Below are 24,530 nucleotides of genomic sequence, written 5' to 3'. Positions count from 1 at the left end.
AAGTTGTAAGTCGAATGTTTTATCTGATTTTTTCTATTATAAATGCAGAGCCTTTTTTGTCTCGTTGATAAACAGCTGCAGTACCTTCTAGATTGGAACAATTAATAGAGATTTCATCATTTTCATCAAGATTTAAAATTTCTGAAAATGAAAGTGTACCATCATCATCACCGGTACCATTTCGATCCATCTCAGAACTTCGGTGAGAACTACCTTCAAACCTCAATGAATTCATCGAATCTTTTATTCGAATTCTTCCTTGTATGGATGAAGATCCAGCTGTGGCATCATCTTGTTCTAAACCTATAAAAACGGTGATTTTGTATCTGCCAGATTTTTTTACTTTAATTCTAGTTACACGATTATTAGCATCAGTTACTTGTTCAAAAAGATCTAGATTATCATTAAACACAACGCCATCCATAATTTCCACATCTACACCGGCAGGAGTATTAAGGTTAACATCGTTAGTCGTCTCTATATTTTTAAGATTCTGAAATTTCGCAGCTCTTTCAGAGAACAACTGTAAAGGCGCCCATACAAAGCCAGTCCAATAAAAAAATCCTTGACCAGTGAAGGAGTTAATGTTATAAACCATGGTTCCTACATGTGTGCCTATCGGTAAAGGATCTATGGTATTAAGATCAATGAGGTTAGCATCGGGTAGTTTTACACCTTTAGTTCCGCTGGAATCATCTATGTGAAGAATAGTCCCAATTGCAGGATTAGTAGTGCCTATTCCTACTTGAGCCTGACCAAAAAAAGACAGTATGGAACACATTAATAATAACCACAGGAATTTCATTTCTCATTTTTTTTGCAAACGTATTGTACAGTCTAGGTTTACGAGTAAATGGATCATGCGGTTTTATTTAAATCTATAATCGGTATTATTCTTGGTTTAACAGTTTTATTTTCAATCAATAGTAAATCCAATTTCTTACAAAAAATTTAAAGAATTTAAATTAACTAACAAATGTTAGTCTTGTACTGTTATCATTTATTATTTTCGTAACAATCAATCATGCGAATTTTGAATTAAGGGCTTTATCATCTTTAAAAGCCTGATAACAACACGATATTATGATTTTACCTTCTTATATAAATGGACAATGGTTAACAGGAGATGATAGAAATGCTCGTAATATGTACGACGCTGTTACAGGTGACGTAATAGGCTTAACAAGTACAGAAGGGTTGGATATCGCTAGTGCCTTGCAATATGGTAGAGATAATGGTAAAATCCTTAGAGATATGACCTTTCAGCAGCGTGGTAATATGATTAAAAAACTGGCGCTTTATCTTACCAAGCGCAAGGAACAGTTTTACGAGATTAGTTACCGCACCGGTGCAACGAGAGTAGATAGCTGGATAGATATAGAAGGAGGATTTGGTAATCTATTTGCAAATGCCAGTTTGCGTAAACTCTTTCCAGACCAAAGTTATGCTGTAGAAGGTGAGCCTATTGATTTATCCCGTGGTGGACGCTTTATGGCACACCACCTTTTAGTACCTAAAAAAGGAGTAGCAGTTCATATCAACGCATTTAATTTCCCTGTTTGGGGAATGCTAGAGAAATGTGCCGTAAACTGGATGGCAGGAATGCCAGCAGTGGTATTACCAGCACCTCAAACAGCTTTCCTAACAGAGGCTGTAGTGCGTGAGATTATCAATAGCGGTATTTTACCAGAAGGATCACTGCAATTGTTATCTGGGCTTACTACAAGTATTTTGGACACTGTACAATCTCAAGATGTAGTCACCTTTACAGGTAGTGCTGCCACAGGTCGTAAACTTAAAAATCACAGCCAGCTTCTAGAAGAGAGTGTTCCATTTACAATGGAAGCAGATAGTTTAAATGCTTGTGTTTTGGGAGAAGATGCGGTTCCTGGAACAGTAGAATTTGACCTGTTTATTAAAGAAGTACGTAAAGAGATGACCGTAAAATGCGGCCAGAAATGTACTGCTATACGTCGCATTATCGTTCCAGAAAATCTGGTTGAAGATGTTCAGATCGCTTTAGGAAAGCAATTAAGTCGTACTGTTATAGGTGATCCTAAACTAAAGGAAACACGCATGGGTGCGTTAATTAATAATGATCAGCGTGATACAACCATCAGCCAAATTAAAAAACTAACCGAGACAGCAAACATCGTTTATGGTGATTTAGATAATGTTGAGGTTCATGGCGCCGATGCCCAAAAAGGCTCGTTCATGTCTCCAATTTTGTTGAGAGAAGACAACCCATTCAAAAACATTGCGGTTCACGAGATTGAGGCTTTTGGTCCTGTGAGTACCATCATGCCTTACAATGGGATTGAAGAGGCAATCGAGTTGGCTCAAATGGGTAAAGGTTCTCTGGTGAGCAGTGTGGTTACTGGTGATGACGCTTTCGCGAAAGCGTACACTGTAGAAGCTGCATCGCATCATGGAAGAATACTATGTTTAAATGCCGAAAGTGCCAAACAATCCACCGGACACGGATCACCGCTACCGTTATTAGTACACGGTGGTCCTGGTAGAGCAGGTGGCGGCGAGGAAATGGGCGGACTGCGCGGTATCAAACACTACATGCAACGTTGTGCGGTTCAAGGTAGCCCGACGACACTCACAGAAGTCACAGGAATATACCAACCTAATGGTGCGTACAAAGAAGCCGAAAAGCATCCTTTTGCCTATCATTATGAAGATATCAAACCTGGTATGAGTCTGCAAACGCACAAGCGTACTCTTACTGATACGGATATTCAAAACTTTGCTAATCTTACTTGGGACCATTTTTATGCCCATACAGATATCACCAGTTTAGATGGTAGCATTTTTAAAAAGCGCACAGCGCATGGTTACTTTATCATTAGTGCCGCTGCTGGTTTGTTCGTTTATCCTAATAAAGGCCCAGTAAGTGCCAATTATGGACTTGAAGATATTCGTTTTTTAAGACCGTTATACCACAACGATACGATTTATGTGCGATTAACTTGTAAAGAAAAACGCGAGCGCGATGTAAGCGGTCGTGAGCATCCTAGTGGTATCGTAAAATGGTATGTTGAGGTTTTTGACGCAGAGCCAGTTGATTATGAAAACGGTAAAACGGACGAAGAAGCACAAGCTCTCGTTGCGGTTGCGACTATTCTTACGATGGTAGAGAAAAAGCAAACAACATTTCCAGAAATCAATGAACGTTTTATGCGTTCCGCTTTCGCGAAAGCGAACCCAGAAACAAAACCATTATGGGGCAGCATGACCATGCAGCACATGGTCGAGCATCTAGAGCATGGTTACAGAATTGCTAGTGGTGAGATTCAAGATTTTGAAGTAGCAACACCAGAAAAATATCTAGAAAAAGTGGCGGCAACCTTATGGAATTATGAGAAAATGCCGCGTGATTTCAAGATGCCATTAATGAAACAAGATGGAAGCCTAGAGGAGCTACAACATGAAGACCTGGCAACCGCTATTGAAAAACTTTTTGAGGCTCGTAATGGGTACATAGATTACTTTAAGCGTAATCCAAAAGCTACTACAAAGAATGCTGTTTTTGGACCGCTTTCTAAATACGAATGGAGCTTGCTGGAGCGTAAACATGTAACGCATCATTTGGAACAATTTGGACTGTTGTAAAGACTACGTGGTTCTTAAGTAACTCTTAATTTATAAAATTAATTAACAATTGTATTAAATCAACGTATTGATTTTAAATAACTGTAAATCAACACATTGATTAGTGTTTATAAATTGTTTAACGACACTTTAAGCTTTTCTATATACTATTCGTTTGATCATCACATTATGTTGCTATCAAATAAATAAGTTATGATCAAGAAAATTTTTATTGCTACAGGAGTAGTTCTGTTAACAACGAGCTGTGTTTCAAAAAAGAAATACACCGAGCTAGAATCACAGTACAACACCACTGTATCTCAACTTCAAAAAACACGAGTTGAAAAAGAACAATTAGAAAATCGCATGAATGAAATAGAAATGCGAGTGGATCGATACAATGCCAAGATTGCTTCTCTCAAAACAGAGAAGGATGGGATGTTAGTTTCACAGGATAACGGTGATCTAGTTATGTCTGAAAACAATAAAAAAGCGATGAGGGCAACTTTGAAAGATGTGCCAGCGGCAAAACTAGCCGGAGCAACCACTTTAAAAGATTCTCTTAATGTCGCTATCGCTCACAATATGTCCAAAAAGCTTTCTGGTCTACCTGAAAATTCAGATTTAAATGTATCGGTTGATGAAACCGTTGTAATGATAGACATAGATGACGACATGTTATTTAAAGACAGTAGTTACAGAATAGGAAAAGATGCAGATGGTATTTTAAATCGAATTGCACAAGTAGTTAACAGTGAGCCATCGTTAGAAGTTCTTATAGTTGGTCATACAGATAGTAGAACAGTAAAAGAAGGAAGTTATATTAAAGACAATTGGGACCTGAGTACCGAGCGTAGCGCATCAATTGTAAGAAGATTAGAAAACAAATTTAATGTTTCGCCTGATCAATTAATTGTTGCAGGTCGAGGAAGTTATGATCCAGTAGTAGCAAATGATAGTAGAGAAAACATGGCTAAAAATAGACGTACACAAATCGTAATTATGCCTAATCTAGACAAATTTTTTGCTTTATTAGAAAGTGAAGTAGCCGCAGTAAATAGAACTAACGACTAATCGTTTAACAATAACAGGAAATGTTATGCCTCTTGTGTAAACAAGAGGCTTTTTTATGGTTATATCTTTATAAAAACGCCAAAGAAATCTTAGATTTGAATTACAAATAAAGTATTGAAAATTATGACCGCACCTTACGTAACATCTCAAACTGATAATGGGATTACAACTATTGAGTTTTTTCACCCAGCACACAATTCATTACCTAGTGATGTGCTTGCAAATCTTGCACAATCAATAGAAGACGCAGGTAAAGATGAAGAAGCCAAAGTGATAATTTTGAAGTCTGGTGGAGCGAGAACGTTTTGTGCAGGTGCCAGTTTTAAAGAATTGGTTGCAATTGAAAATAAGGAGCAAGGTCTGGAATTTTTTAGTGGTTTTGCTAATGTAATTAACGCCATGCGTAAATGTCCCAAATTTATCATTGGGCGTGTACAAGGAAAAACTGTTGGTGGTGGAGTAGGAGTAGCTGCTGCTACCGATTATTGTTTTGCCACTCAATATGCTGCTATAAAACTAAGTGAACTTAATATAGGTATAGGTCCTTTTGTAGTGGGGCCAGCAGTAGAGCGTAAATTAGGTTTAACCGGTATGAGCCAGATTGCTATTAATGCTAATGAATTCTATTCACCGCAATGGGCAAAAGATAACGGTTTATTTGCTCATGTTTATGAATCTACAGAAGAGATGGATGAGGCAGTTCTAAAATTTGCGCAACATCTAGCGACTTATAATCCAGATGCCATGGCCGAAATGAAAAAAATGTTTTGGACAGGTTGTGAAGACTGGGATACTTTATTGATCGATAGAGCTAAAATCTCTGGGCGATTAGTCTTGAGTGAATTTACTAAGGAAACATTAAAAAGGTTTAAGTAAATAATTTGGTAATGAGGGCAATTTACCTTTCTTTTCTTTTCGTTTTTACGGCTATCCTGAGTGGTAAGGCTCAAAACTGTGATTGTAAAACATCGCTGAATGAGTTTGCAGAAAAATACAAACAAACTATTTCTTATAAACAACAGACAAAGGATAGAAAGGTCGAGGAAGCTTATAAAGCTAAGTTAAATGTTCTATTAGCAGAAGTTGATTCAAACACTACTCACTGGGAATGTTTCATAAAAATTACAGATTTAAAAGATGTAATAAGAGATGAACATAGTAGAGTACGTGGTACTGGAATTTCTGATACCATAAACATTAAGAATTCTATTTTTTACAAAAATCTTCCGCGCTATCAAGGTGATTTAAATGCTCTTAAAACTGAACTCAACCAGAAGCCATTTGAAGATATTGAAGGCGTATATTATAGTGAAGGTTCCACCTTTGGGGTTGTGAAAGATCAAGATAAATACCTAGGAATATTATTAAAAACTCAAATGGACCATTGGGAACCAGGTATGCAGTTTTTTGAATTAATTCCTTCTCTGGGAGATAAGTTTAGGATATCCTTTATAAAATCCGATTTTTCACTGTTTGCAAGCTCTAGAGCAGAAAGAGTAGTTAACGGGAGATTCGTTTTCTACGGTATTTATAAAGATAAAACACAGCCATACCATTATAATGCACCAGAAAGTGATAGCCTTTATTATTACAAACCGTTAAATAAAAAGGTTGGTTATATGCGTATAGCTACGTTCAGTTGGGCCAATGATAACGTAGCAGTAGCAAATAAGTTTATAGATGATATTTTTCCAAATTTAGAAGTAAATCACCTTATCATCGATTTGCGCAATAATGGTGGTGGTACAGATCAAATAGGTAAACCATTGAGAAAGGCCATCAAAAAGTATGCAAAACGCAACAATATATATGTTCTTGTAAACGGTAAGTCTGGAAGCAATGCAGAACAAACAACTCATTTCATAGGTGAATTAATAAATGGTACAGTATTAGGTGACAGTTCCATGGGAGTAATTGCTTATGGTTTGAATTATGGAGATTTAATTTCAATAGGCGATAATTGTTATTCATTTTATTTGTCCGACCTAAAATTCAATGAGTTTTTTGAATTTGAAAGTAGAGGCGTTCCAGTTGATGTCAGACTAAAAAATGATGAGAACTGGATTGATCAAACCATAAAATTTATTGAAGGCTCGTAATTTTAAATAGAGCAGTTAAAGATTAAAGTTATTACTAAAGTTATCGTCTATGCATTTTCATCATTAATTCAAATTCATGGACTTGTAAATTCTTAAAATTGAAGGTCTTAGTTAACACTACATATTAATCTTTTGATTTTTAGGTTAATTGCATTTCGTTTTGGTAAAATATTGTAGTAAAAATTTTTAGTAAACGTCATTTTTTTTCTTCAAAAAACGTAGATAACCGAATATCTATGTAATGTATCGATTGTATTTTATTGAATAGTAGTGTTTTACGAAATTCACGAGTCCCAATCGATTTATTATGAAGACTTTGTACGTATTTTTTAGTTTTATTTTTTTAGGGTTAGTAGGTCTTTCACAAAACATAAACTATACTGCCAGGATAACAAGATTTCAAGGTAATGGTTGTGGCAATGACTTTGGATTTAACACTACAGAAGAATATACGGCATATGGATATCATAGAGATAACACAATAGCTGAAATTTCCAGTGGTTGCGTACAAATTGATGATAACGGAGCTTACAATAGAACTGGGACGTTCGCATCTAGAACTAGAAACAATGTTCCAGCTACACAAATAATTGGAAGAATAGATGCATGGGAAGATGATTCAGGTTCTAGATGTACCTATCAATCAGGCGATGACTGTAGAACTCAACAAACAAGCACATTCAACCTTACACCAGTAGAGTATCAGAATACAATTAGTAATCAAACAGTAGGTAATGCAGATCATCGAATGAATCTTTATTACTCTTATATATATTCTACGACTTCATTAACTTTGGCAACTGAAAACACTCAATCTACTTTAAATGGTGGTGGTACTCGACCTTTTTGGGGATCATTAGGTAGTTGGGCTTTTAGTGGTAATGATTGTGCAGCTTCTGGTACCATAACACATAATCAAACTTCTTCCTTTAGTACTACAGTCTCTTGTCGATCGCAGGTAAGTTTTAGATGGCGTGTGAGTAGTGAGGCAAATTATGATTTTCTCGAAGTATATGTTAATGGTGTAAGAAGGCAACGTATAAGCGGCACAGTAGGATGGACATTGGTTACTTTACCGCTTGACTATGGAAATAATACTATAGAATGGCGCTATGTTAAGGATGGAAGTGTTTCAGTAGGAGAGGATCGCGGATTCGTTGATCAAATAAGCTTTACAGACGCTACTAGTTTGAATGCAGGAACGATTACAGGAGCTTCTTCTTATAATATAATTGCTAACACCGTGAACTTAAGTTCAACAAGTAACGCCGAAGCCTACAGTACCTCTGTTAATTATCAATGGCAGTGGAGTAACAATGGAGTTACGGGATGGGTAAATGTAGCAGGAGCATCGTCACTTTCTTATATTCCTCCTACAGGTCTTACCACTACTAGATTTTATAGGCGACGCGCTCAAGATATTTGTGGAAATACTAGTTATTCTAATACTGTGATTATCCAAATACTTCCGCAATTTGTTTACGATTCTGGAAGTTGGGACCCTTATGACCCTGGATTATCAACTCCTATAGCAAGTAATAGTTCGCATTCAGTCATAGTTAGGGAAAACACAACTCAAACTAACTCTTTTACAACAGGAACCTTACTTATAGATCCATTAGTTACCCTTACTACTTCTGGTGATGTAGGTATTGAGGTCACTGGACCTGTAAATCTTAATGGAGTATTAGATTTAGGATTAGATGGACAATTTGTACAAACTAACAGTTCAGTTTTAAATGTAGGGGCAAGTGGTGAATTGAGAAAATGGCGAGAAGGAAATCCTAACTTGTATAGGTATACTTATTGGGGTAGTCCTGTCTCAAATACTGGTTCATCTAGTAATGCAGGTTTTGATGTTTCAACTGTTATGAAAGATGGAACTACAGGAATCCCTCGAGATTTAAGTTTTACAAATACAAACACTCCAGATGGAATACCTGGTGATGCTACTAACGCAGCTACCATCTCAGGAAGATGGCTTTATGCTTTTAGGGATCAACCTGGGAATTATTCAAACTGGGAACAAATTTCACCGTCAACCAGTTTACTTGCTGGAGAAGGATTCACAATGAAAGGGACACATCTTTCCACAGGAGTACAACCTTTTATATTTCAAGGTATTCCAAATAACGGTAATATTAATTTGCCGATTACAGTTGGAAATATTTATTTAATTTCGAATCCATATCCTAGTGCTATTGATACTCATCAATTCTTGTTAGATAATCCAGACTTGGACGGTACTGTTTATTTTTGGGAACATTATGGAGGCAATTCTCACCTTTTAGCCGAATACCAAGGCGGATATGCAACCTATAATTTTTCAGGTGGTGTAGGTGCTCCATCCATTGCCACTCCGGCTAATGGTGTTTCAACATCAGGAACTGCAACTAAAACGCCAGGACGTTACATCCCAGTTGCGCAAGGATTTTTTGTAGAAACCGTTGGTAGCAATCCCATTAATTTTAATAATAATCAAAGAATTTTTGTCACAGAAACTTCTGGTCAAAGCGTATTTGTCAAAGCTGGTGGGACAGCCACTCTAGGTCCTCAACAACAGGATATAAGATCAAAAATTAGATTAGGATTTACTGGACTTTCAGGTGGGCACAGACAGTTATTATTAACAGTTGATCCATTATCATCAGATGGTGTTGATAAATATTATGATGGAAAAGCCTATGAATGGCTGTCAAATGACATGGCATTTGATTTAAATGGAGAGAACTATATGATTCAAGGTGTACCTAATATCGATAATAGTGATAGCTTACCTCTAATTGTAGAAATTAATGACGCAGGTAATTATACCATCGGAATCGATGAGCTTGAAAATTGGGATAGTAATCAAGATATTTATTTGTTCGATAGCTTACTCAATAATTATCATGATTTACGAAATGCAAGCGCAAACATACAATTAAATGCTGGTCAATATATAGGACGCTTTTCTATAAAATTTGAAAATACGACTCTTTCAATTGATGATTTTAATTCAATCAATGACATCCTTTCAATTTATCAGCCGTATGGTGAACAAAAAATTGTAATTCAATTACTAGATGACAATTATCAATTAGAGTCTGTAAACCTTTTGGATATCAATGGAAAAGCTATCGTTAACGTGAATTCTTCCACTTTAAAGAACAGCAGTCAGAATTGGGAAATAACCACTGCTAATATGGCAACCAGTACTTATATCCTTCAATTGAAGGTAAATGGTCGTTACTACACAGAAAAAGTAATTATCAATTAAACCTACGCATATATTTATTTGAGAAATTATCAGAGTTGGTTTAATTTAGCTTTATGTCATGTTATTCATTTAAAGGTCATATCCCAGTAGTTCACGAGAGTAGTTTTATTCATCCTCAAGCAACTGTCATAGGCAATGTTATCATAGGTAAAAATTGTTACGTAGGCCCTAGTGCGGTAATACGTGGTGACTGGGGTGAAATCATTTTGGAAGATGGTGTTAACGTACAAGAAAATTGTACGGTGCACATGTTTCCTGGTAAAAGTATCCGCTTTCGCGAAAGCGCACATGTAGGACACGGCGCAGTTATTCATGGAGCTAATTTAGGTCGTAATTGCTTAATTGGAATGAATAGTGTCATCATGGATGATGCTGTCATAGGCGATGAATGTATAGTAGGAGCTATGAGTTTTGTAAAGGCAGAATCTATTTTTGAACCGCGTAGTTTGATTGTCGGTAATCCTGCAAAAAAAATCAAAGACGTTAGTGATCAAATGATAGATTGGAAAACCGCAGGAACTAGATTATACCAGCAATTGCCAAATGACTGTCACGATACGATGCGACAAGTAGAACCTTTAAGAGAATTACCTAAAAATAGACCTGTTCAAGAGGACTTTTATAAAACACTTCACGAGATTAAAAAATCATAATACTAAATCAGCCATACAGGCTATTCTATAATTCCTAAAAAGAAGCACTTATTAACTCTATATACTTGTGTAACTTTGCATTTACCAATTAGCTACTAATGAGTTTTTTCAAAAAGATATTCAATAAAGAAAAAAAAGAAACTTTAGACAAAGGTCTTGAGAAATCAAAATCCAGTTTCTTTGATAAATTAGGTAAAGCCGTTGCAGGTAAGTCAAAGGTAGATGAGGATGTTCTAGATGATCTAGAAGATGTACTTATATCTAGTGATGTAGGCGTGGCGACTACGGTAAAAATAATTGATCGTATTGAAGAACGAGTAGCTAGAGATAAGTACCTAGGCACCTCAGAACTTAATTCAATCCTGCGAGAAGAAATCGCTGGATTAATGAGCGAGGTCAATTATGGTGATGCCATAGACTTCACTATTCCAAACACTGATGGTCCATATGTTATCATGATTGTTGGAGTTAATGGTGTAGGGAAAACCACTACAATCGGAAAACTGGCACACCAGTTTAAACAAAAAGGCAAAAAGGTCGTACTAGGAGCAGGAGATACATTTAGAGCTGCTGCAGTCGATCAATTAGATATTTGGGCAAATAGAGTAGGAGTAGAGATTGTAAAACAAGCGATGGGTAGTGATCCTGCTAGTGTTGCTTTTGATACCCTACAAAGTGCCGTAGCTCAAAATGCTGATGTGGTTTTACTAGATACCGCTGGACGACTGCACAATAAGGTCAACCTGATGAACGAGCTCAGTAAAATTAAACGAGTTATGCAAAAGGTGCTGCCTAATGCGCCTCACGACGTCATGCTCGTCTTAGACGGGTCAACCGGTCAAAATGCTTTTGAGCAGGCAAAACAATTCACCGCTGCTACCGAGGTTACTTCACTTGCTGTTACCAAATTAGATGGTACTGCAAAAGGTGGTGTGGTAATAGGTATTTCAGATCAATTTCAAATACCCGTGCGCTATATAGGTGTAGGTGAAGGCATGGATGATTTACAAGTCTTCAATAAAGTTGAGTTTGTAGATAGCTTCTTTAAACAGTAACTACATTCAAAACATCTTGTTTATCGATAGTTTGCTATTTTTAAGCAAATTTTCAAAGATGAGGTATTTTTCAATTTTCTTTTTGGCTGTGCTTGCAGCGTGTCAATCCACTGATGTAAGCAAGAAAAAAGATGATTTCAGAGAATTTAAAGTAATTGATAGTCAGTATATTTCAAAACAAGACGTATTTGAAGGTGTGCTGGATGAGGTATTACGCTTTCGCGAAAGCGAAATAGGGAAGAAGTCCTCTATATTGATAGGTCCATACGTCCTTGAAAAATCAATTCCTGAAATTCATACTGCCATCGCAGAAGGAAAGTTTACCTATGAACAACTTACACTGTATTATTTAAGTCGTATTTACGAGTACGACCGTCTTAATAAAAAAGCGATCAATTCCGTAATCCGAATTAATCCTGAGGCTATCGAGCAAGCAAAAAAGGCAGACTCTCAATTAAAGGATAAAGGAACCGCGCTAGATATTCAATATAGTATGTGGGGTATTCCTGTTCTAGTTAAGGATAACATCAATGTATCGGGAATTGCCACTACAGCTGGTGCAGTTGCATTGCTTGAAAATGACGCACGAGATGCAAAAATTATTACAAGACTTAAGGAAGAAGGTGCGGTTATTCTAGGTAAAGCAAACCTGAGTGAATGGGCCTATTACTTTTGCGGTGATTGTCCTAGTGGTTGGAGCGCCGTTGGTGGACAAACATTAAATCCATATGGGCCTAGAAAATTTGATACAGGTGGATCAAGTAGTGGTAGTGGCGCTAGCGTTGCTGCAAATTTTGCAGCGGTTGCAATAGGCTCTGAAACGGCAGGAAGTATATTATCACCATCCTCGCAACACGCGCTCGTGGGATACAAACCTACAGTAGGAACACTAAGCGGAAGCGGTATTGTACCTATTTCTAGTTATTTAGATACTGCCGGTCCTATGGCCAAGAATGTCATGGACAATGCAATCCTACTTAATGCTATGACTCAAAATGTAGAAGTAATATCTAAAAAGGAAATCGCTGGATTATATGAATCTAGTTTAAAAGGAAAACGTTTTGGTGTTTTTGCTGGCTTTCAAGAAAACTCATTGTTTTCACAGGCTATTAAGAATATAGAGAGTTTAGGGGCAACTGTAGTGGTTCTAGAAGAAAAGGATGTTTCATTAGACGGTTTTATAAGCTTACTTGATCAGGATATGAAACGGGATTTGCCTAACTATTTTACGGGATATGCAAACCAATCGTATCGTGGATATGATTTAGAACGCTTAGTGAATTTTAATAAAATCGACTCGGTAAAAACCATGCCTTATGGTCAACGTTTATTCGATAATATGATCAAAAGAGATTTAATGAGTGAGGAAGAATTACAAAGTCTTAAAAGAAAGCTTACCACGGCAACTCAAGATTACTTTTATTATTATACAAGAAAAAATAACCTCGATGGTTTTCTTTCCATTAATAATTACACTGCGGCACAAGCAGCTGTAGCATTTTTTCCTGCCATGACAGTTTCTATGGGATATGACGACTCAGGACAACCATACGGTTTAACATTTATTGCACCTACCGAAGAGGATGCCTTGTTGTTCAAGTGGGCAGCAGCTTATGAAAAAGCAACCAACCATAGACAAGCGCCCAAAGGTTATTAATTGAAATATATGAGTCAAGAAAATCAATCTGTTTTATTTACTCCAAAAGGATTAAATATAACTACCAAAATAGTAGCTTTTTACGCTGCATTTTATATAGTTACTTCCATAGTTCCTTTTTTAACGGGCGAAAGAGAGTCCAACGTACTCATGCCAGATAACTTATACACACCAGTATATTTTATAGCTGCAATTCACGCTGTTGTTTTACTTATTAGTGTAGTAACTTTATGGCTTAAGAAACAATCTTGGGTGGTTACATTATTTCTTATTGCGGTAATTCTAGCTTGTAGATTTGCGTATCAAGAAATTGCAAATTGGGTTTACGCCACTTTTTGATTAATTCTATAAAACATATACTAATATTTATAGGATTCCTATGTCTGTTTTCTCAATCACCTGATTATAGACAACAAACTATTGAATTTAGAAAAAAGCAAAATGCAATTTTTAAATCTGGTGATAAATCACCATTATCACAGGATGATAAAAAGGAATTTGTTGCGTTGAAATACTACCCTTACGACCCGGAATATGTAGTTGAGGCAAATTTCACTCCTGTTGACGAGGATTCCACCATTCAAGTAACCACAACAATGAATCAAGTAAGTGATTATGAAAAGTACGGTTATTTAGATTTTAATTTAAAAGGAGAGAGTTATAGGTTGCTAGTCATGTATGGGCCACAATATCGCAATCATCCTGAATATCACAATTTTTTGTCTCTTTATTTTACTGATCAAACTAATGGTGATGAAACCTATGAGGTTGGAAGGTACTTGGAATTAAGAGCTCCATTAAAGAAAAAGGTTGTTCTCAATTTTAACAATACGTACAATCCTTATTGCGCTTATAGGTATGGATATTCTTGTCCTATTCCGCCTAAAGAAAACCATTTAAACACCAAACTACAGGCAGGAGTGAAAAAGGGAATTTTGAAAAAGAAAAGGTTTTAAAATAGATATCCTAGACCAATTGTAAACTCCTCAAATCGTTCCAGGTGCTGGTAATTAATGCTTGCGGTAAAATATTCTTCTCCGATTTTGATACTTCTTGAAAATTGAGTAGAAAATATGTTAGTACTTTTAAAGTAATCGTAGTTTGTATAGTGTCCGATACCTAAAAACAATTCTCCAGCCAAACCAACTCCAACTCCAACCTCTTTAAAATTATTAAGATTATTTGAGTAATCCACATAGGGTAATCTTATATATAAGCTGTGGTTTTTGAATATAGATGAATTCTTCGGAAACCCTAGGGTTAGACTGTGGTAATTGAATTGTAAAGATTCATTACGGAATAATTTTGAGTCTAAATCAATAAACTGATAGTAAGGATCGGTTCTTGAAGATGTTTTTATATAAGTACTAATAAACCCATTTATAAAGAGTCCATTTTCAAAATCACTACCCAAGGACATACCAAAGTTTACTTTTGGAATGAATTGATAATAATCCTGATAGGAGACTCCAATTAATTCGTTATTAATTAGTTTAAATAAACTAATTTTTTGATTGGTGCGATACAATCCACATTCTATCACTATTTCTTCAGAGCTGCTAATTAATATTACGTTTATAATATTCAATAACCCTACTTTAACCTCTTGACTCTCATAACCTACATAACTAAAAACCAAAACATCGCCATCATTGACCATGATGGAGTAAAATCCATCAAAATTTGTCGTACTATATCTTTCTGTTCCTTTTACAGTTATGATTGCACCACCTATCGGGCCATCAGGATCACTAATTACACCAGTGACAGTTCGATTTTGTGCAGTTGTCATACCAGTGAAAATTAGCAATAGAAAAGTGAGAAGAAGATACCGCATATATTATTAAAGATAACTAAATAACAACAATTTTATCCTATAATTTACTTTAACAACATATCCATTACTTCATCGTATTTTTGCAGCCGATATGAGAACAAAGTCAAGAAAGAAAAATAGGATTAATGTTGTAACATTAGGATGTTCCAAAAACGTTTACGATAGTGAGGTTTTAATGGGGCAACTTAAAGCGAGTGGAAAGGATGTCGTTCACGAAGAAGAAGGTAATGTAGTGGTAATTAATACTTGTGGTTTTATTGATAATGCCAAAGAAGAATCTGTTAATACCATACTTGAATTTGTTGAGCGTAAAAATCGTGGTGAGGTGGATCAGGTATTTGTCTCTGGATGTTTGTCAGAAAGATATAAACCAGATCTAGAAAAGGAAATACCAGATGTTGATCAATATTTTGGAACAACCGAACTTCCATCACTTCTCAAAGCACTTGGTGCAGACTATAAACACGAGCTTATAGGAGAGCGAGTGACTACTACACCAAAAAACTACGCCTATTTTAAAATTGCCGAAGGTTGCGATAGACCATGTTCTTTTTGTGCTATACCTTTGATGAGAGGTAAGCATAGAAGTACACCAATTGAGAATTTGGTAATCGAGGCAGAAAAGCTAGCTGCATCGGGTGTTAAAGAGCTCATTCTAATTGCTCAAGATCTAACTTATTACGGCCTTGATTTATACAAAGAGCGCAAACTGGCAGACCTTTTACGCGCTTTGGTAAAAGTAGATGGTATCGAGTGGATTCGCCTTCATTACGCCTTTCCTACAGGTTTTCCTATGGATGTTCTTGACGTTATGAATCAAGAACCTAAAGTTTGTTTTTATTTAGACATTCCACTTCAACACATTTCTACAAAGCTGTTGAAGTCCATGCGTCGTGGTACTACTTATGAGAAGACTAATGCGTTGTTGTCACGCTTTCGCAAAAGCGCACCCAATATGGCAATTAGAACTACTTTAATAGTAGGTTATCCAGGAGAGACAGAAGAGGATTTTCAGCTGTTGAAGGATTGGGTAAAAGAACAAAGATTTGAACGACTAGGCTGTTTTACCTATTCTCATGAAGAAAATACACATGCTTATCAATTAGAGGATGATGTACCTGAAGAGGTTAAACAGGAAAGAGCCAATGAAATTATGGAAATTCAATCTCAAATTTCGTGGGAACTTAATCAAGAAAAGATAGGTCAAGTTTTTAAGGTCATGATTGATCGTAAACGAGGTAATTATTTTGTGGGTCGTACCGAGTTTGATAGTCCAGATGTTGATAATGAGGTACTCATTGAGGCTGCAGATCATTATTTGTCTGTAGGTAGTTTTGTTAATGTGAAAATTACGGCTGCTCAAGACTTTGACCTTTATGGAGAGCCTATGTCTTAAAAATAAATCATGGAACTTAAATTTGTAACAGCTCAATCATCTGACTTTCCAGTTGTGGTCGAATTGTTACAAAAAGCGGCACGTCACCTTAAAGAATCAGGTGTTGATCAATGGAGCTATTGGTTACAACCACCAGAGGATAAACTTCAATGGGTGCAACAAGGAGTTAATGCTGCCGAATTTACCTTAGTCTATTCTCATTCAATTCTAGTAGGGATGTTCCGATTAATGAAGGAGGACATTCCTTATTGGGGAAAACAAGATATCGCCGCATTCTATATTCATTCGTTTGTGATTCATCCAGATTATACGGGAAATCGTATAGGTGTTAAATTGATGAAAGCTATAGAAAAAATGGCTGCTAGTCATAGAATAGGTATACTTAGGTTGGATTGTCTAGCTAACAATGAAAAACTATGTTCTTATTATAAAGGTATGGGATTTAAGCCAGTAGGAACAGTCCACATGCCACACTCTACTAATCAATTGTTTGAAAAACACCTTTAATTGCCCTTACAATAAAAATCATGGACTTTTTCCTGTTCACAATATTTTAAACGGTTAAGAACTTTAGAGCTGATGGTTTTATTTTGAGTAAAGAAATTAATTAATCTGAAAATTGAAGTCTCATTGAATTTCATAATGTTATTGTTTTTTAAATACATTACAAAGTTCTTTTATGATTTACCTTAGTTATAGGTTATTATTTCCTGATTTCAGGTATAAATGTCCTATGATTTGATTTCAAGACTGTAGTATTTGCTTGTAGTATCTGTACACAATCCATCACCTTCATACGATTCGTCCCAAAACTCAGGTTCTACGTATAGTTCAACCTCAATAGAATAGCGGCCAGGTTGTGATGGAGTGCCAAAAAGGACCAACTCTCTTCCGTAAACTTCGTAATCCATTCCAGCAGGTAAATGATGAACAGTAAAATAGTAGTAATAGCCGTTGTCGTTAGGATTATTATCAATTTCGGCATTCAAACTGTCTTCGTAATATGAATCTACAACGCCTGTTGAAAGTTTTGTATCATTAAGTTGCGGTTTTGCACCCCAAATGTCGCAATCGTTTATGATGTTACACGAGACTGTAGTAATAGCTAAAATTAAAATTAACAGCAGCTTTTTCATATTCTTATTTGATATCGTGAAATGACATCAAATTTTAGACCAAACTCTAATAAATACTACCGTCTGGATTTACTAATTCACCAGAATTATTTTTCAAAATAAGAATGGAGTTTTTTAATTGCCATTTAATAGGCTGGCCCTTAATGTTTATAGAACCAGAATGCGAATTTTTTGTAATACTTTTTTCTAGTGATAAGATTACCTTACCCAATGAGTTATAAATGTCGGTTCGGTTTTTATAACTGCGATAAAAGCTTTGATCCCCATTAATGATTAGTGTGCCTTCGGAAAGTGCTATCTTATTTTCATCTACTTTTTGAGTTACAACCTCATCCTTATTTTCTACAACAAGTTCTTGTAGTTTTTCTAGACCAACCATTCTTTCTTCATAGCTTTTGTCAATCTCCATAAGGGCTTGCTCGCTTAGGTCTCTTTCTCGTTGAATTCTTTCTAACTCTTTTTTAAGTTCTTGTTCTTTTAATTTGTTTTGTATGGCTTGTGCTTTTCTTTTTTCTTCTTCAATTAATGCTAGCTTTTCTTCTTGAGTAAGTTTAAGTTGCGCAATTTGGTCTCGTTGTATTGCGGCACTGTCTTGCTTTATTTGAACCAGTTCTCTACGCATTTCTTCTTCTTTTTGTAACCTTTCTTTTTCGGTTCTGAAAGCTTCTTTTCTACTTTCTTTAATAGCGGCAATTGTTTCTTTAGTTTCTTTAATCTTTTGATCTCTCAATTCGCTTTGTCGTTGTAGTTTTTCTCTTTCTTTTCTTATAGAATCCAGTCTTCTTTGCTCGATTAAGTTTTTATTTTTTATTGCCTCAATTTGCTGTTTGAGAAGCTCTTTATCGTTATTGATTTTATCTAATCTTGCTGCTTCCAGTTCTTTTTTACGTTCTAGTTTTTCGGTTTCGACCTTTTTAAGGCGATTCAATTTTTTTGCAGCAGCAATTGAATCTAATTCGTTCTTTTTAATTCTTTGCTCTTGTAAACGCTCTTGCATTTCCTCTTGCCTTTTAAGGATAGCTGCTTTCTTTTTCTCTCTTGCAATACTTGCTCGGTCTCGAGCTGCTTGTTGTTTAAGTTCTTGTTTAGTTCTTATGCTTGTTGACTCAGTAGATGTATGGTTTGAAGCTGTTGAGGTATTTTGATCTATTTGGATTGTAGGTTCTTTTATTGGTGGATTGCAAGTTCCTGCAGTTAACAGTTCATCCTTTTTACTGTCTATCTTAATACATATGTCTGCTATACCGTTTTGACTTGATAAATTGAATGATTTTTCATTATTCAATTTATCACTAAAGTATAGGCCTAATTCAGTAGTTGTTCCACTTGTACGCTTATAGGATGTGATTCTTGTAGAGATATTGTGTTCTTTCTTAAGTTTTTTGATTAACTCAAATAAGGTTACACGATCGGTACTTTTATCTATTTTATAGATTAATTCAGAAACGTTTTTTGATTCATTGCTCGCAGAATAAAGGTTGCAATGAAATAAGAAACATGATAAAAAAAGTGCCCACTTACATTTCCCTAATAATGCTTTCATGAGAGGTTGATTATAAGTGGTTAAAGTTACATAAAAAATGACAGGCTTTCCAAAAGCTAATTTGTTGTAGTTGAGAAAGTTTATCTATTAAAAATGACTTTTATCTAATAGATTTAAATCTCCAGAGTTATAAATGGTTATTCATAAACTTTCAAGTCAATAATAATCTATTTTTCCAACTTCTTAATTAACCATAAGTTTAATACATGTATGCTTTGTTAATAGGCTTAAAAGTTTACTTTTGTTTATTCATATTTTGTACTTATGATTAATATTACATTACCAGACGGTAGTATCAAACAAATGGAGAGCGGCTCAACACCTATGGATGTCGCAATGAGTATTTCTCAAGGATTAGCGCGCAATGTTATTAGTGCTAGCTACAATGGGAAAAAAGTAGAAACAAAAACACAGCTTACCGAAGATGGAGATCTAATTCTTTACACTTTTAAAGATAAGGAAGGTAAAGAAGCCTTTTGGCATTCAACCTCACATGTTATGGCTCAGGCTATTGAAGAATTGTTTCCTGGAGTGAGTTTAACAATAGGGCCAGCTATAGATAATGGATTTTACTACGATATAGACTTTAAAGAGCACAGTATTTCTGAAAGTGATATTCCAAAAATTGAGGCTAAAATGTTGGAAATCGCACGAGGTAAACATGAGTTTGAAATGCGCAGTGTTTCAAAAGAAGATGCGCTAGATTTCTACAAAAAACAAAATAACGAGTATAAGGTAGAACTTATAGAGAACCTTGAGGACGGGACGATTACCTTTTGTGATCACGATTCATTTACTGATTTGTGTCGCGGTGGTCACATTCCTAATACAGGAATAATTAAAGCTGTTAAAGTCATGTCTATTGCTGGTGCATACTGGCGTGGTGATGAAAATAATACACAACTTACGAGAGTTTATGGTATTTCTTTTCCTAAACAAAAGGACCTTAAAGAATATCTAGAATTACTTGAAGAAGCAAAAAAACGTGACCATAGGAAATTAGGTAAGGAATTACAGTTATTTACTTTCTCACAGCGAGTAGGTCAAGGTCTTCCTTTATGGTTGCCAAAAGGTGCTGCATTACGTGAGCGATTAGAGAACTTCCTAAAAGCAGCTCAAAAGAAAGCTGGTTATGAAATGGTGGTAAGTCCTCATATAGGCTCAAAAGAATTATACGTAACGTCAGGACATTATGCTAAATATGGTGAAGATAGTTTTCAGCCTATTACTACACCAGCTGATGATGAAGAGTTTCTTCTTAAACCGATGAACTGCCCTCATCATTGTGAAATTTATAAAAGTACACAATGGTCATACCGAGATTTACCAAAACGCTTTGCTGAGTTTGGGACTGTTTATCGTTATGAGCAAAGTGGTGAGCTACATGGTCTTACTCGAGTACGTGGATTTACTCAAGATGACGCTCACATCTTTTGTATGCCAGAACAACTAGATGAAGAGTTTAAAGCAGTTATAGATTTAGTATTATACGTTTTTGGTTCGTTAGGATTTGAAAATTTCACCGCACAAGTGAGTGTAAGAGATCCGCAAAAACCAGAAAAATATATAGGCGACGTTAATAACTGGGAAATTGCAGAAAACGCGATCATCAGCGCGGCACGAGATAAAGGTTTAGATTATGTCATTGAAGAAGGTGAAGCTGCTTTCTATGGTCCTAAACTTGATTTTATGGTAAAAGATGCTCTAGGCCGTAGCTGGCAGTTAGGAACTATACAAGTAGATTACAATTTGCCAGAAAGATTTGATCTGTCTTATAAAGGAGCTGACAATGAGTCACATCGACCAGTGATGATTCACCGTGCGCCATTTGGATCAATGGAGCGCTTTATCGCAATTTTACTAGAGCACACAGGTGGTAACTTCCCATTATGGCTTATGCCAGAGCAATGTACTATACTGTCTCTCAGTGAGAAATATGAAAATTATGCAAAAAAGGTAGCAGATTCTCTAGGAAATTACGAAATTCGCACTATTGTTGATAATCGTGCAGAGACCATGGGTAAAAAAATCCGTGAGGCCGAAATGAATAAAATCCCTTACATGATCATTGTTGGGGAACAAGAAGAAAAGAATGGCACTATTTCTGTACGTAAACATGGTGGAGACGATTTAGGTAGTATGGATGTTTCCGCTTTCGCGAAAGCGATACAAGAAGAAATCGATGCTACCATGAAAAAATTTGAAGTTTAATTAAAATTATATAGCCATAGCAATACGTAGACGCAGAAGCCGCGGACCGGCTCGAATTATTAAAGAAGATAAGCACGCAATTAATGAGAAAATTCGTGCAAGAAAAGTTAGATTAGTAGGTCAAGGTGAACCTAGAGTAATGGACACCCGTGACGCATTGAAAGAAGCGCGCGAGCAAGAACTAGATCTTGTTGAGATTTCTCCTAACGCAGAACCGCCAGTAGTTAAAATTCTTGACTACAAGAAATTTGTTTATGAACAAAAGAAGCGTGAAAAAGCCATGAAGGCAAACGCAAGTAAGGTGGTTATTAAGGAAATACGTTTCGGTCCTAATACAGATGATCACGATTATGAGTTCAAGAAAAAACACGCCGAGAAGTTTTTGAAAGAAGGAGCTAAATTAAAGGCCTATGTTTTCTTTAAAGGACGTTCTATAATCTATAAAGATCAAGGTGAAATATTGTTGCTTAGACTTGCTCAAGATCTTGAAGATCTAGGTAAAGTAGAACAAATGCCTAAAATGGAAGGTAAACGTATGAATATGTTTATCGCTCCTAAGAAAAAATAAGACGAACTTTTTGCTTGATCGCATTAATAATTCAAGGAAAAATAATATTTTTGCAGTCCTCTTAAAAGAGGGCTGTTTTTTTATGGTCGTTTTTTAAGTGGAAATGCGAGAAATTAAAAAAGGAAATTATGCCTAAAATGAAAACTAAATCTAGTGCAAAGAAGCGTTTTAAGCTTACTGGTACTGGAAAGATCAAAAGAAAGCACGCTTTTAAAAGTCACATCCTGACAAAGAAAAGCAAGAAAAGAAAGTTAGCTCTTACTCACGATACACTTGTGCACAAGAGTGATGAAAACAATATCAAGTTACAACTTAATCTTAAGTAAGCTGTAGACCTTGATGGTTTATTAATTAATAAAAACCCAATAGTTAGGCTTTTAAAAGTGCTGTTCAAACAGTCGCCTACTATTAAAAAATTAAAATTATGCCTAGATCAGTAAATGCTGTAGCTCGTAGAGCTCGTAGAAAAAAAGTCCTTAAGCAGGCAAAAGGTTACTTCGGACGTCGTAAAAACGTTTGGACAGTAGCAAAGAATGCGGTTGAGAAAGCAATGTCTTACTCTTACCGTGATAGAAGAAATAAAAAGAGAACTTTCCGTCGTTTATGGATCACTCGTATCAATGCAGGTGCTCGTTTACATGGAATGAGTTATTCTCAATTTATGGGTGCTGTAAAGAAAAACGATATAGAACTTAATCGTAAGGTTCTTGCAGACCTAGCAATGAATAATCCAGAGGCTTTTAAAGCTATCGTGGAAAAAGTAAAATAAGGTGTAACCACCTCTCGCATCAAATTAAATCCCGATCTGATATCAGATCGGGATTTTTTTTTAGCGCGTTTTAATTTACTTGTCCTAGCGTTTTTGTGAAGATCCTTATTTAGGTTCCTTTCTTCATAAATGATATACTCTTTTACGCAACCTTTTAAGGAAATGTGGATCTATTCTAAAAACGCAACCATGAAAAAATTACTATCACTTTTAATTATTACACTATTTTTTGTGATTTCTTGTGAGGATCAAGGAATGTTTTACAATGACTCGTCATTCCCAGAACCATTTTCAGGCGATCAGTATAATGAAGTTACAGAAAATCCTTTTCTTGACGTTACTGAATTTCCAATTTCTACATTCTCAATAGATGCCGACGGTGGATCTTATTCTAATGTAAGGCGCTTTTTACAGCAGGAAGCGGTTTTGCCACCTGTTAATGCTGTGCGCACTGAAGAAATCATTAATTATTTTGATATGAATTATGATGATGATTTTTCAACTAGTCCTATAACTATAAATGGAGAGATTACAAGCTGTCCATGGACAAATGGACATAAGCTTGCTAGAATAGGTATAAAAGGAAAGGATATTGATCTTACAACCGTTGCAGGTAGTAATTATGTTTTTTTAATTGATGTCTCAGGAAGTATGTCTTCGCCAGATAAACTTGGTTTGCTTAAATCTGGGTTTAAATTTTTGGTGGATGAACTCAATGATGATGATATTGTTTCAATTGTTACTTATGCTGGTGCAGATAGGGTGGTTTTAGATGGCGCTCCAGGAAGTGATAAAATAAGAATAAAACAAGCTATTGACGATTTAGGTTTTGGTGGTGGAACTGCAGGTGCAAGAGGTATCATTACGGCTTATGAAATAGCACAATCCTATTATATAAATAATGGAAATAATAGAGTGATTCTAGGTACCGATGGTGATTTTAATATTGGAGTATCTGATCAAGAAGGTCTTATTGAACTTATAGAAGATAAAAAAGAATCAGGTGTCTTTCTAACAGCTTTAGGTGTAGGTAGAGGAAATTTAAATGAAGGAACCTTAGAGCAATTGGCTAATAAAGGAAATGGGACCTATGAATATATTGACAAAACAGAACAGTTGCTGAAAGTTTTTGTTCACGAACGAAACAAATTTTTTACCGCTGCTCAGGATGTAAAAATTCAAGTAGAATTTTCTCCAACTGAAGTGCAAAGTTATCGACTTATTGGATATGCAAACAGATTGCTACAAGATGATCAGTTTGAGGATGACGAGGAAGATGCTGGGGAAATAGGTCGCGGGCAATCCATTACCGCCTTTTATGAGATTGTACCTGCATCAACAGCAGGAAGTGCTAATCAACCTAGTCTCAAGGTTAATCTAAGATATAAAGAGCCAGTTAACTTAACCAGCAATTTACTAGTGGAAGAACTCTTAGATTCTAATCTTGATTTTAATGCGAGCTCATCACAGCAAAAATTAGGTGCTGCTGCAGCTAGTTTTGGAATGAATCTTAGGAACTCTAGCTATAAAGGCAGTTTCAATTACGGTGATATAGAACAGGTTTTACAGTCGGTACAATTGAGTGATCCACATGGATACATTCAAGAGTTTAAAGAGCTTGTTCAACTTGCTGATAGACTTTAATGGTATAGAGTTTATATTAGGTTATCAAT

General features: G+C 35.8%; 21 protein-coding genes. 17 read left to right on the top strand and 4 right to left on the bottom strand.

Annotated features, from left to right (window positions below; genetic code table 11):
* Positions 1 to 19 precede the first annotated feature (19 nt).
* Complete coding sequence (locus HCN53_RS06335) at positions 20 to 805, bottom strand: hypothetical protein (protein WP_167342402.1); 786 nt, start codon at positions 803 to 805, stop codon at positions 20 to 22.
* A gap of 278 nt (positions 806 to 1,083) precedes the next feature.
* On the opposite strand from HCN53_RS06335, the gene paaZ reads away from it, so the two are divergent.
* From paaZ to HCN53_RS06285, 10 genes are all read left to right on the top strand, one after another.
* Complete coding sequence (paaZ, locus tag HCN53_RS06330; protein WP_167342401.1) at positions 1,084 to 3,621, top strand: phenylacetic acid degradation bifunctional protein PaaZ; 2,538 nt, start codon at positions 1,084 to 1,086, stop codon at positions 3,619 to 3,621.
* A gap of 192 nt (positions 3,622 to 3,813) precedes the next feature.
* Positions 3,814 to 4,674 carry a flagellar motor protein MotB gene (locus tag HCN53_RS06325; RefSeq protein WP_167342400.1) on the top strand — a complete coding sequence of 287 codons (861 nt, stop codon included), beginning with the start codon at positions 3,814 to 3,816 and terminating at the stop codon, positions 4,672 to 4,674.
* A 123-nt stretch (positions 4,675 to 4,797) separates the two neighbouring features.
* Positions 4,798 to 5,550, top strand: a complete 753-nt coding sequence (locus HCN53_RS06320; protein ID WP_060524157.1) for an enoyl-CoA hydratase/isomerase family protein — start codon at positions 4,798 to 4,800, stop codon at positions 5,548 to 5,550.
* Positions 5,551 to 5,561: 11 nt separating this feature from the next.
* Positions 5,562 to 6,773: a S41 family peptidase gene (locus HCN53_RS06315; protein WP_167342399.1), complete on the top strand. Its 1,212-nt coding sequence runs from the start codon at positions 5,562 to 5,564 to the stop codon at positions 6,771 to 6,773.
* A gap of 307 nt (positions 6,774 to 7,080) precedes the next feature.
* The gene (locus HCN53_RS06310; protein WP_167342398.1) at positions 7,081 to 10,032 is read left to right on the top strand and encodes a T9SS type A sorting domain-containing protein; all 2,952 of its coding nucleotides are present in this window, start codon (positions 7,081 to 7,083) and stop codon (positions 10,030 to 10,032) included.
* Positions 10,033 to 10,085: 53 nt separating this feature from the next.
* Positions 10,086 to 10,685 (top strand): transferase hexapeptide repeat family protein, encoded by a 600-nt coding sequence (locus HCN53_RS06305; RefSeq protein WP_167342397.1) that lies wholly within the window; start codon positions 10,086 to 10,088, stop codon positions 10,683 to 10,685.
* A 98-nt stretch (positions 10,686 to 10,783) separates the two neighbouring features.
* Positions 10,784 to 11,740, top strand: a complete 957-nt coding sequence (gene ftsY, locus HCN53_RS06300; protein ID WP_167342396.1) for a signal recognition particle-docking protein FtsY — start codon at positions 10,784 to 10,786, stop codon at positions 11,738 to 11,740.
* A gap of 58 nt (positions 11,741 to 11,798) precedes the next feature.
* Positions 11,799 to 13,397, top strand: coding sequence for an amidase family protein (locus HCN53_RS06295; protein WP_167342395.1), 1,599 nt, complete (start codon positions 11,799 to 11,801; stop codon positions 13,395 to 13,397).
* Between the two features lie 9 nt (positions 13,398 to 13,406).
* The gene (locus HCN53_RS06290) at positions 13,407 to 13,736 is read left to right on the top strand and encodes a hypothetical protein (protein ID WP_167342394.1); all 330 of its coding nucleotides are present in this window, start codon (positions 13,407 to 13,409) and stop codon (positions 13,734 to 13,736) included.
* A complete protein-coding gene (locus HCN53_RS06285) occupies positions 13,733 to 14,353 on the top strand; it encodes a DUF1684 domain-containing protein (protein WP_167342393.1) in 621 nt (206 codons plus the stop codon). The genes HCN53_RS06290 and HCN53_RS06285 overlap by 4 nt, the downstream gene beginning before the upstream one ends.
* Here HCN53_RS06285 and HCN53_RS06280 read toward each other — a convergent pair.
* Positions 14,350 to 15,189, bottom strand: coding sequence for a carboxypeptidase-like regulatory domain-containing protein (locus HCN53_RS06280; protein WP_167342392.1), 840 nt, complete (start codon positions 15,187 to 15,189; stop codon positions 14,350 to 14,352). The two genes, HCN53_RS06285 and HCN53_RS06280, sit on opposite strands and share 4 nt — an antisense overlap.
* Positions 15,190 to 15,325: 136 nt before the next feature.
* Between HCN53_RS06280 and rimO the strand changes: the two genes are divergently transcribed.
* Positions 15,326 to 16,630, top strand: a complete 1,305-nt coding sequence (rimO, locus tag HCN53_RS06275; RefSeq protein WP_167342391.1) for a 30S ribosomal protein S12 methylthiotransferase RimO — start codon at positions 15,326 to 15,328, stop codon at positions 16,628 to 16,630.
* Positions 16,631 to 16,639: 9 nt separating this feature from the next.
* Positions 16,640 to 17,137, top strand: a complete 498-nt coding sequence (locus HCN53_RS06270) for a GNAT family N-acetyltransferase (RefSeq protein ID WP_167342390.1) — start codon at positions 16,640 to 16,642, stop codon at positions 17,135 to 17,137.
* Positions 17,138 to 17,361: 224 nt separating this feature from the next.
* Here HCN53_RS06270 and HCN53_RS06265 read toward each other — a convergent pair whose 3' ends face one another.
* Both HCN53_RS06265 and HCN53_RS06260 read right to left on the bottom strand, forming a co-directional pair.
* On the bottom strand, positions 17,362 to 17,766 hold the full coding sequence (locus HCN53_RS06265) for a hypothetical protein (protein WP_105019487.1): 405 nt from the start codon (positions 17,764 to 17,766) through the stop codon (positions 17,362 to 17,364).
* Positions 17,767 to 17,812: 46 nt separating this feature from the next.
* Complete coding sequence (locus HCN53_RS06260) at positions 17,813 to 19,309, bottom strand: hypothetical protein (protein ID WP_167342389.1); 1,497 nt, start codon at positions 19,307 to 19,309, stop codon at positions 17,813 to 17,815.
* A 264-nt stretch (positions 19,310 to 19,573) separates the two neighbouring features.
* Here HCN53_RS06260 and thrS point away from each other — a divergent pair, with 264 nt between their 5' ends.
* The 5 genes from thrS (at position 19,574) to HCN53_RS06235 (ending at position 24,501) form a co-directional block, all read left to right on the top strand.
* The gene (gene thrS / locus HCN53_RS06255) at positions 19,574 to 21,520 is read left to right on the top strand and encodes a threonine--tRNA ligase (RefSeq protein WP_085775115.1); all 1,947 of its coding nucleotides are present in this window, start codon (positions 19,574 to 19,576) and stop codon (positions 21,518 to 21,520) included.
* Positions 21,521 to 21,599: 79 nt separating this feature from the next.
* Positions 21,600 to 22,088, top strand: a complete 489-nt coding sequence (gene infC, locus HCN53_RS06250) for a translation initiation factor IF-3 (protein ID WP_105019484.1) — start codon at positions 21,600 to 21,602, stop codon at positions 22,086 to 22,088.
* A 128-nt stretch (positions 22,089 to 22,216) separates the two neighbouring features.
* Positions 22,217 to 22,414, top strand: coding sequence for a 50S ribosomal protein L35 (gene rpmI / locus HCN53_RS06245; RefSeq protein ID WP_042277675.1), 198 nt, complete (start codon positions 22,217 to 22,219; stop codon positions 22,412 to 22,414).
* Between the two features lie 98 nt (positions 22,415 to 22,512).
* The gene (gene rplT / locus HCN53_RS06240; RefSeq protein WP_042277677.1) at positions 22,513 to 22,857 is read left to right on the top strand and encodes a 50S ribosomal protein L20; all 345 of its coding nucleotides are present in this window, start codon (positions 22,513 to 22,515) and stop codon (positions 22,855 to 22,857) included.
* A gap of 189 nt (positions 22,858 to 23,046) precedes the next feature.
* Positions 23,047 to 24,501, top strand: coding sequence for a vWA domain-containing protein (locus HCN53_RS06235; RefSeq protein WP_167342388.1), 1,455 nt, complete (start codon positions 23,047 to 23,049; stop codon positions 24,499 to 24,501).
* Positions 24,502 to 24,530: the final 29 nt, after the last annotated feature.

Origin of the sequence: Nonlabens sp. SY33080, from assembly GCF_011784885.1 — a bacterium.
GTDB lineage: Bacteria > Bacteroidota > Bacteroidia > Flavobacteriales > Flavobacteriaceae > Nonlabens > Nonlabens tegetincola.
The sequence above is the reverse complement of the archived record's forward strand: the minus strand, read 5'-3'. Positions and strand labels throughout refer to the sequence as shown.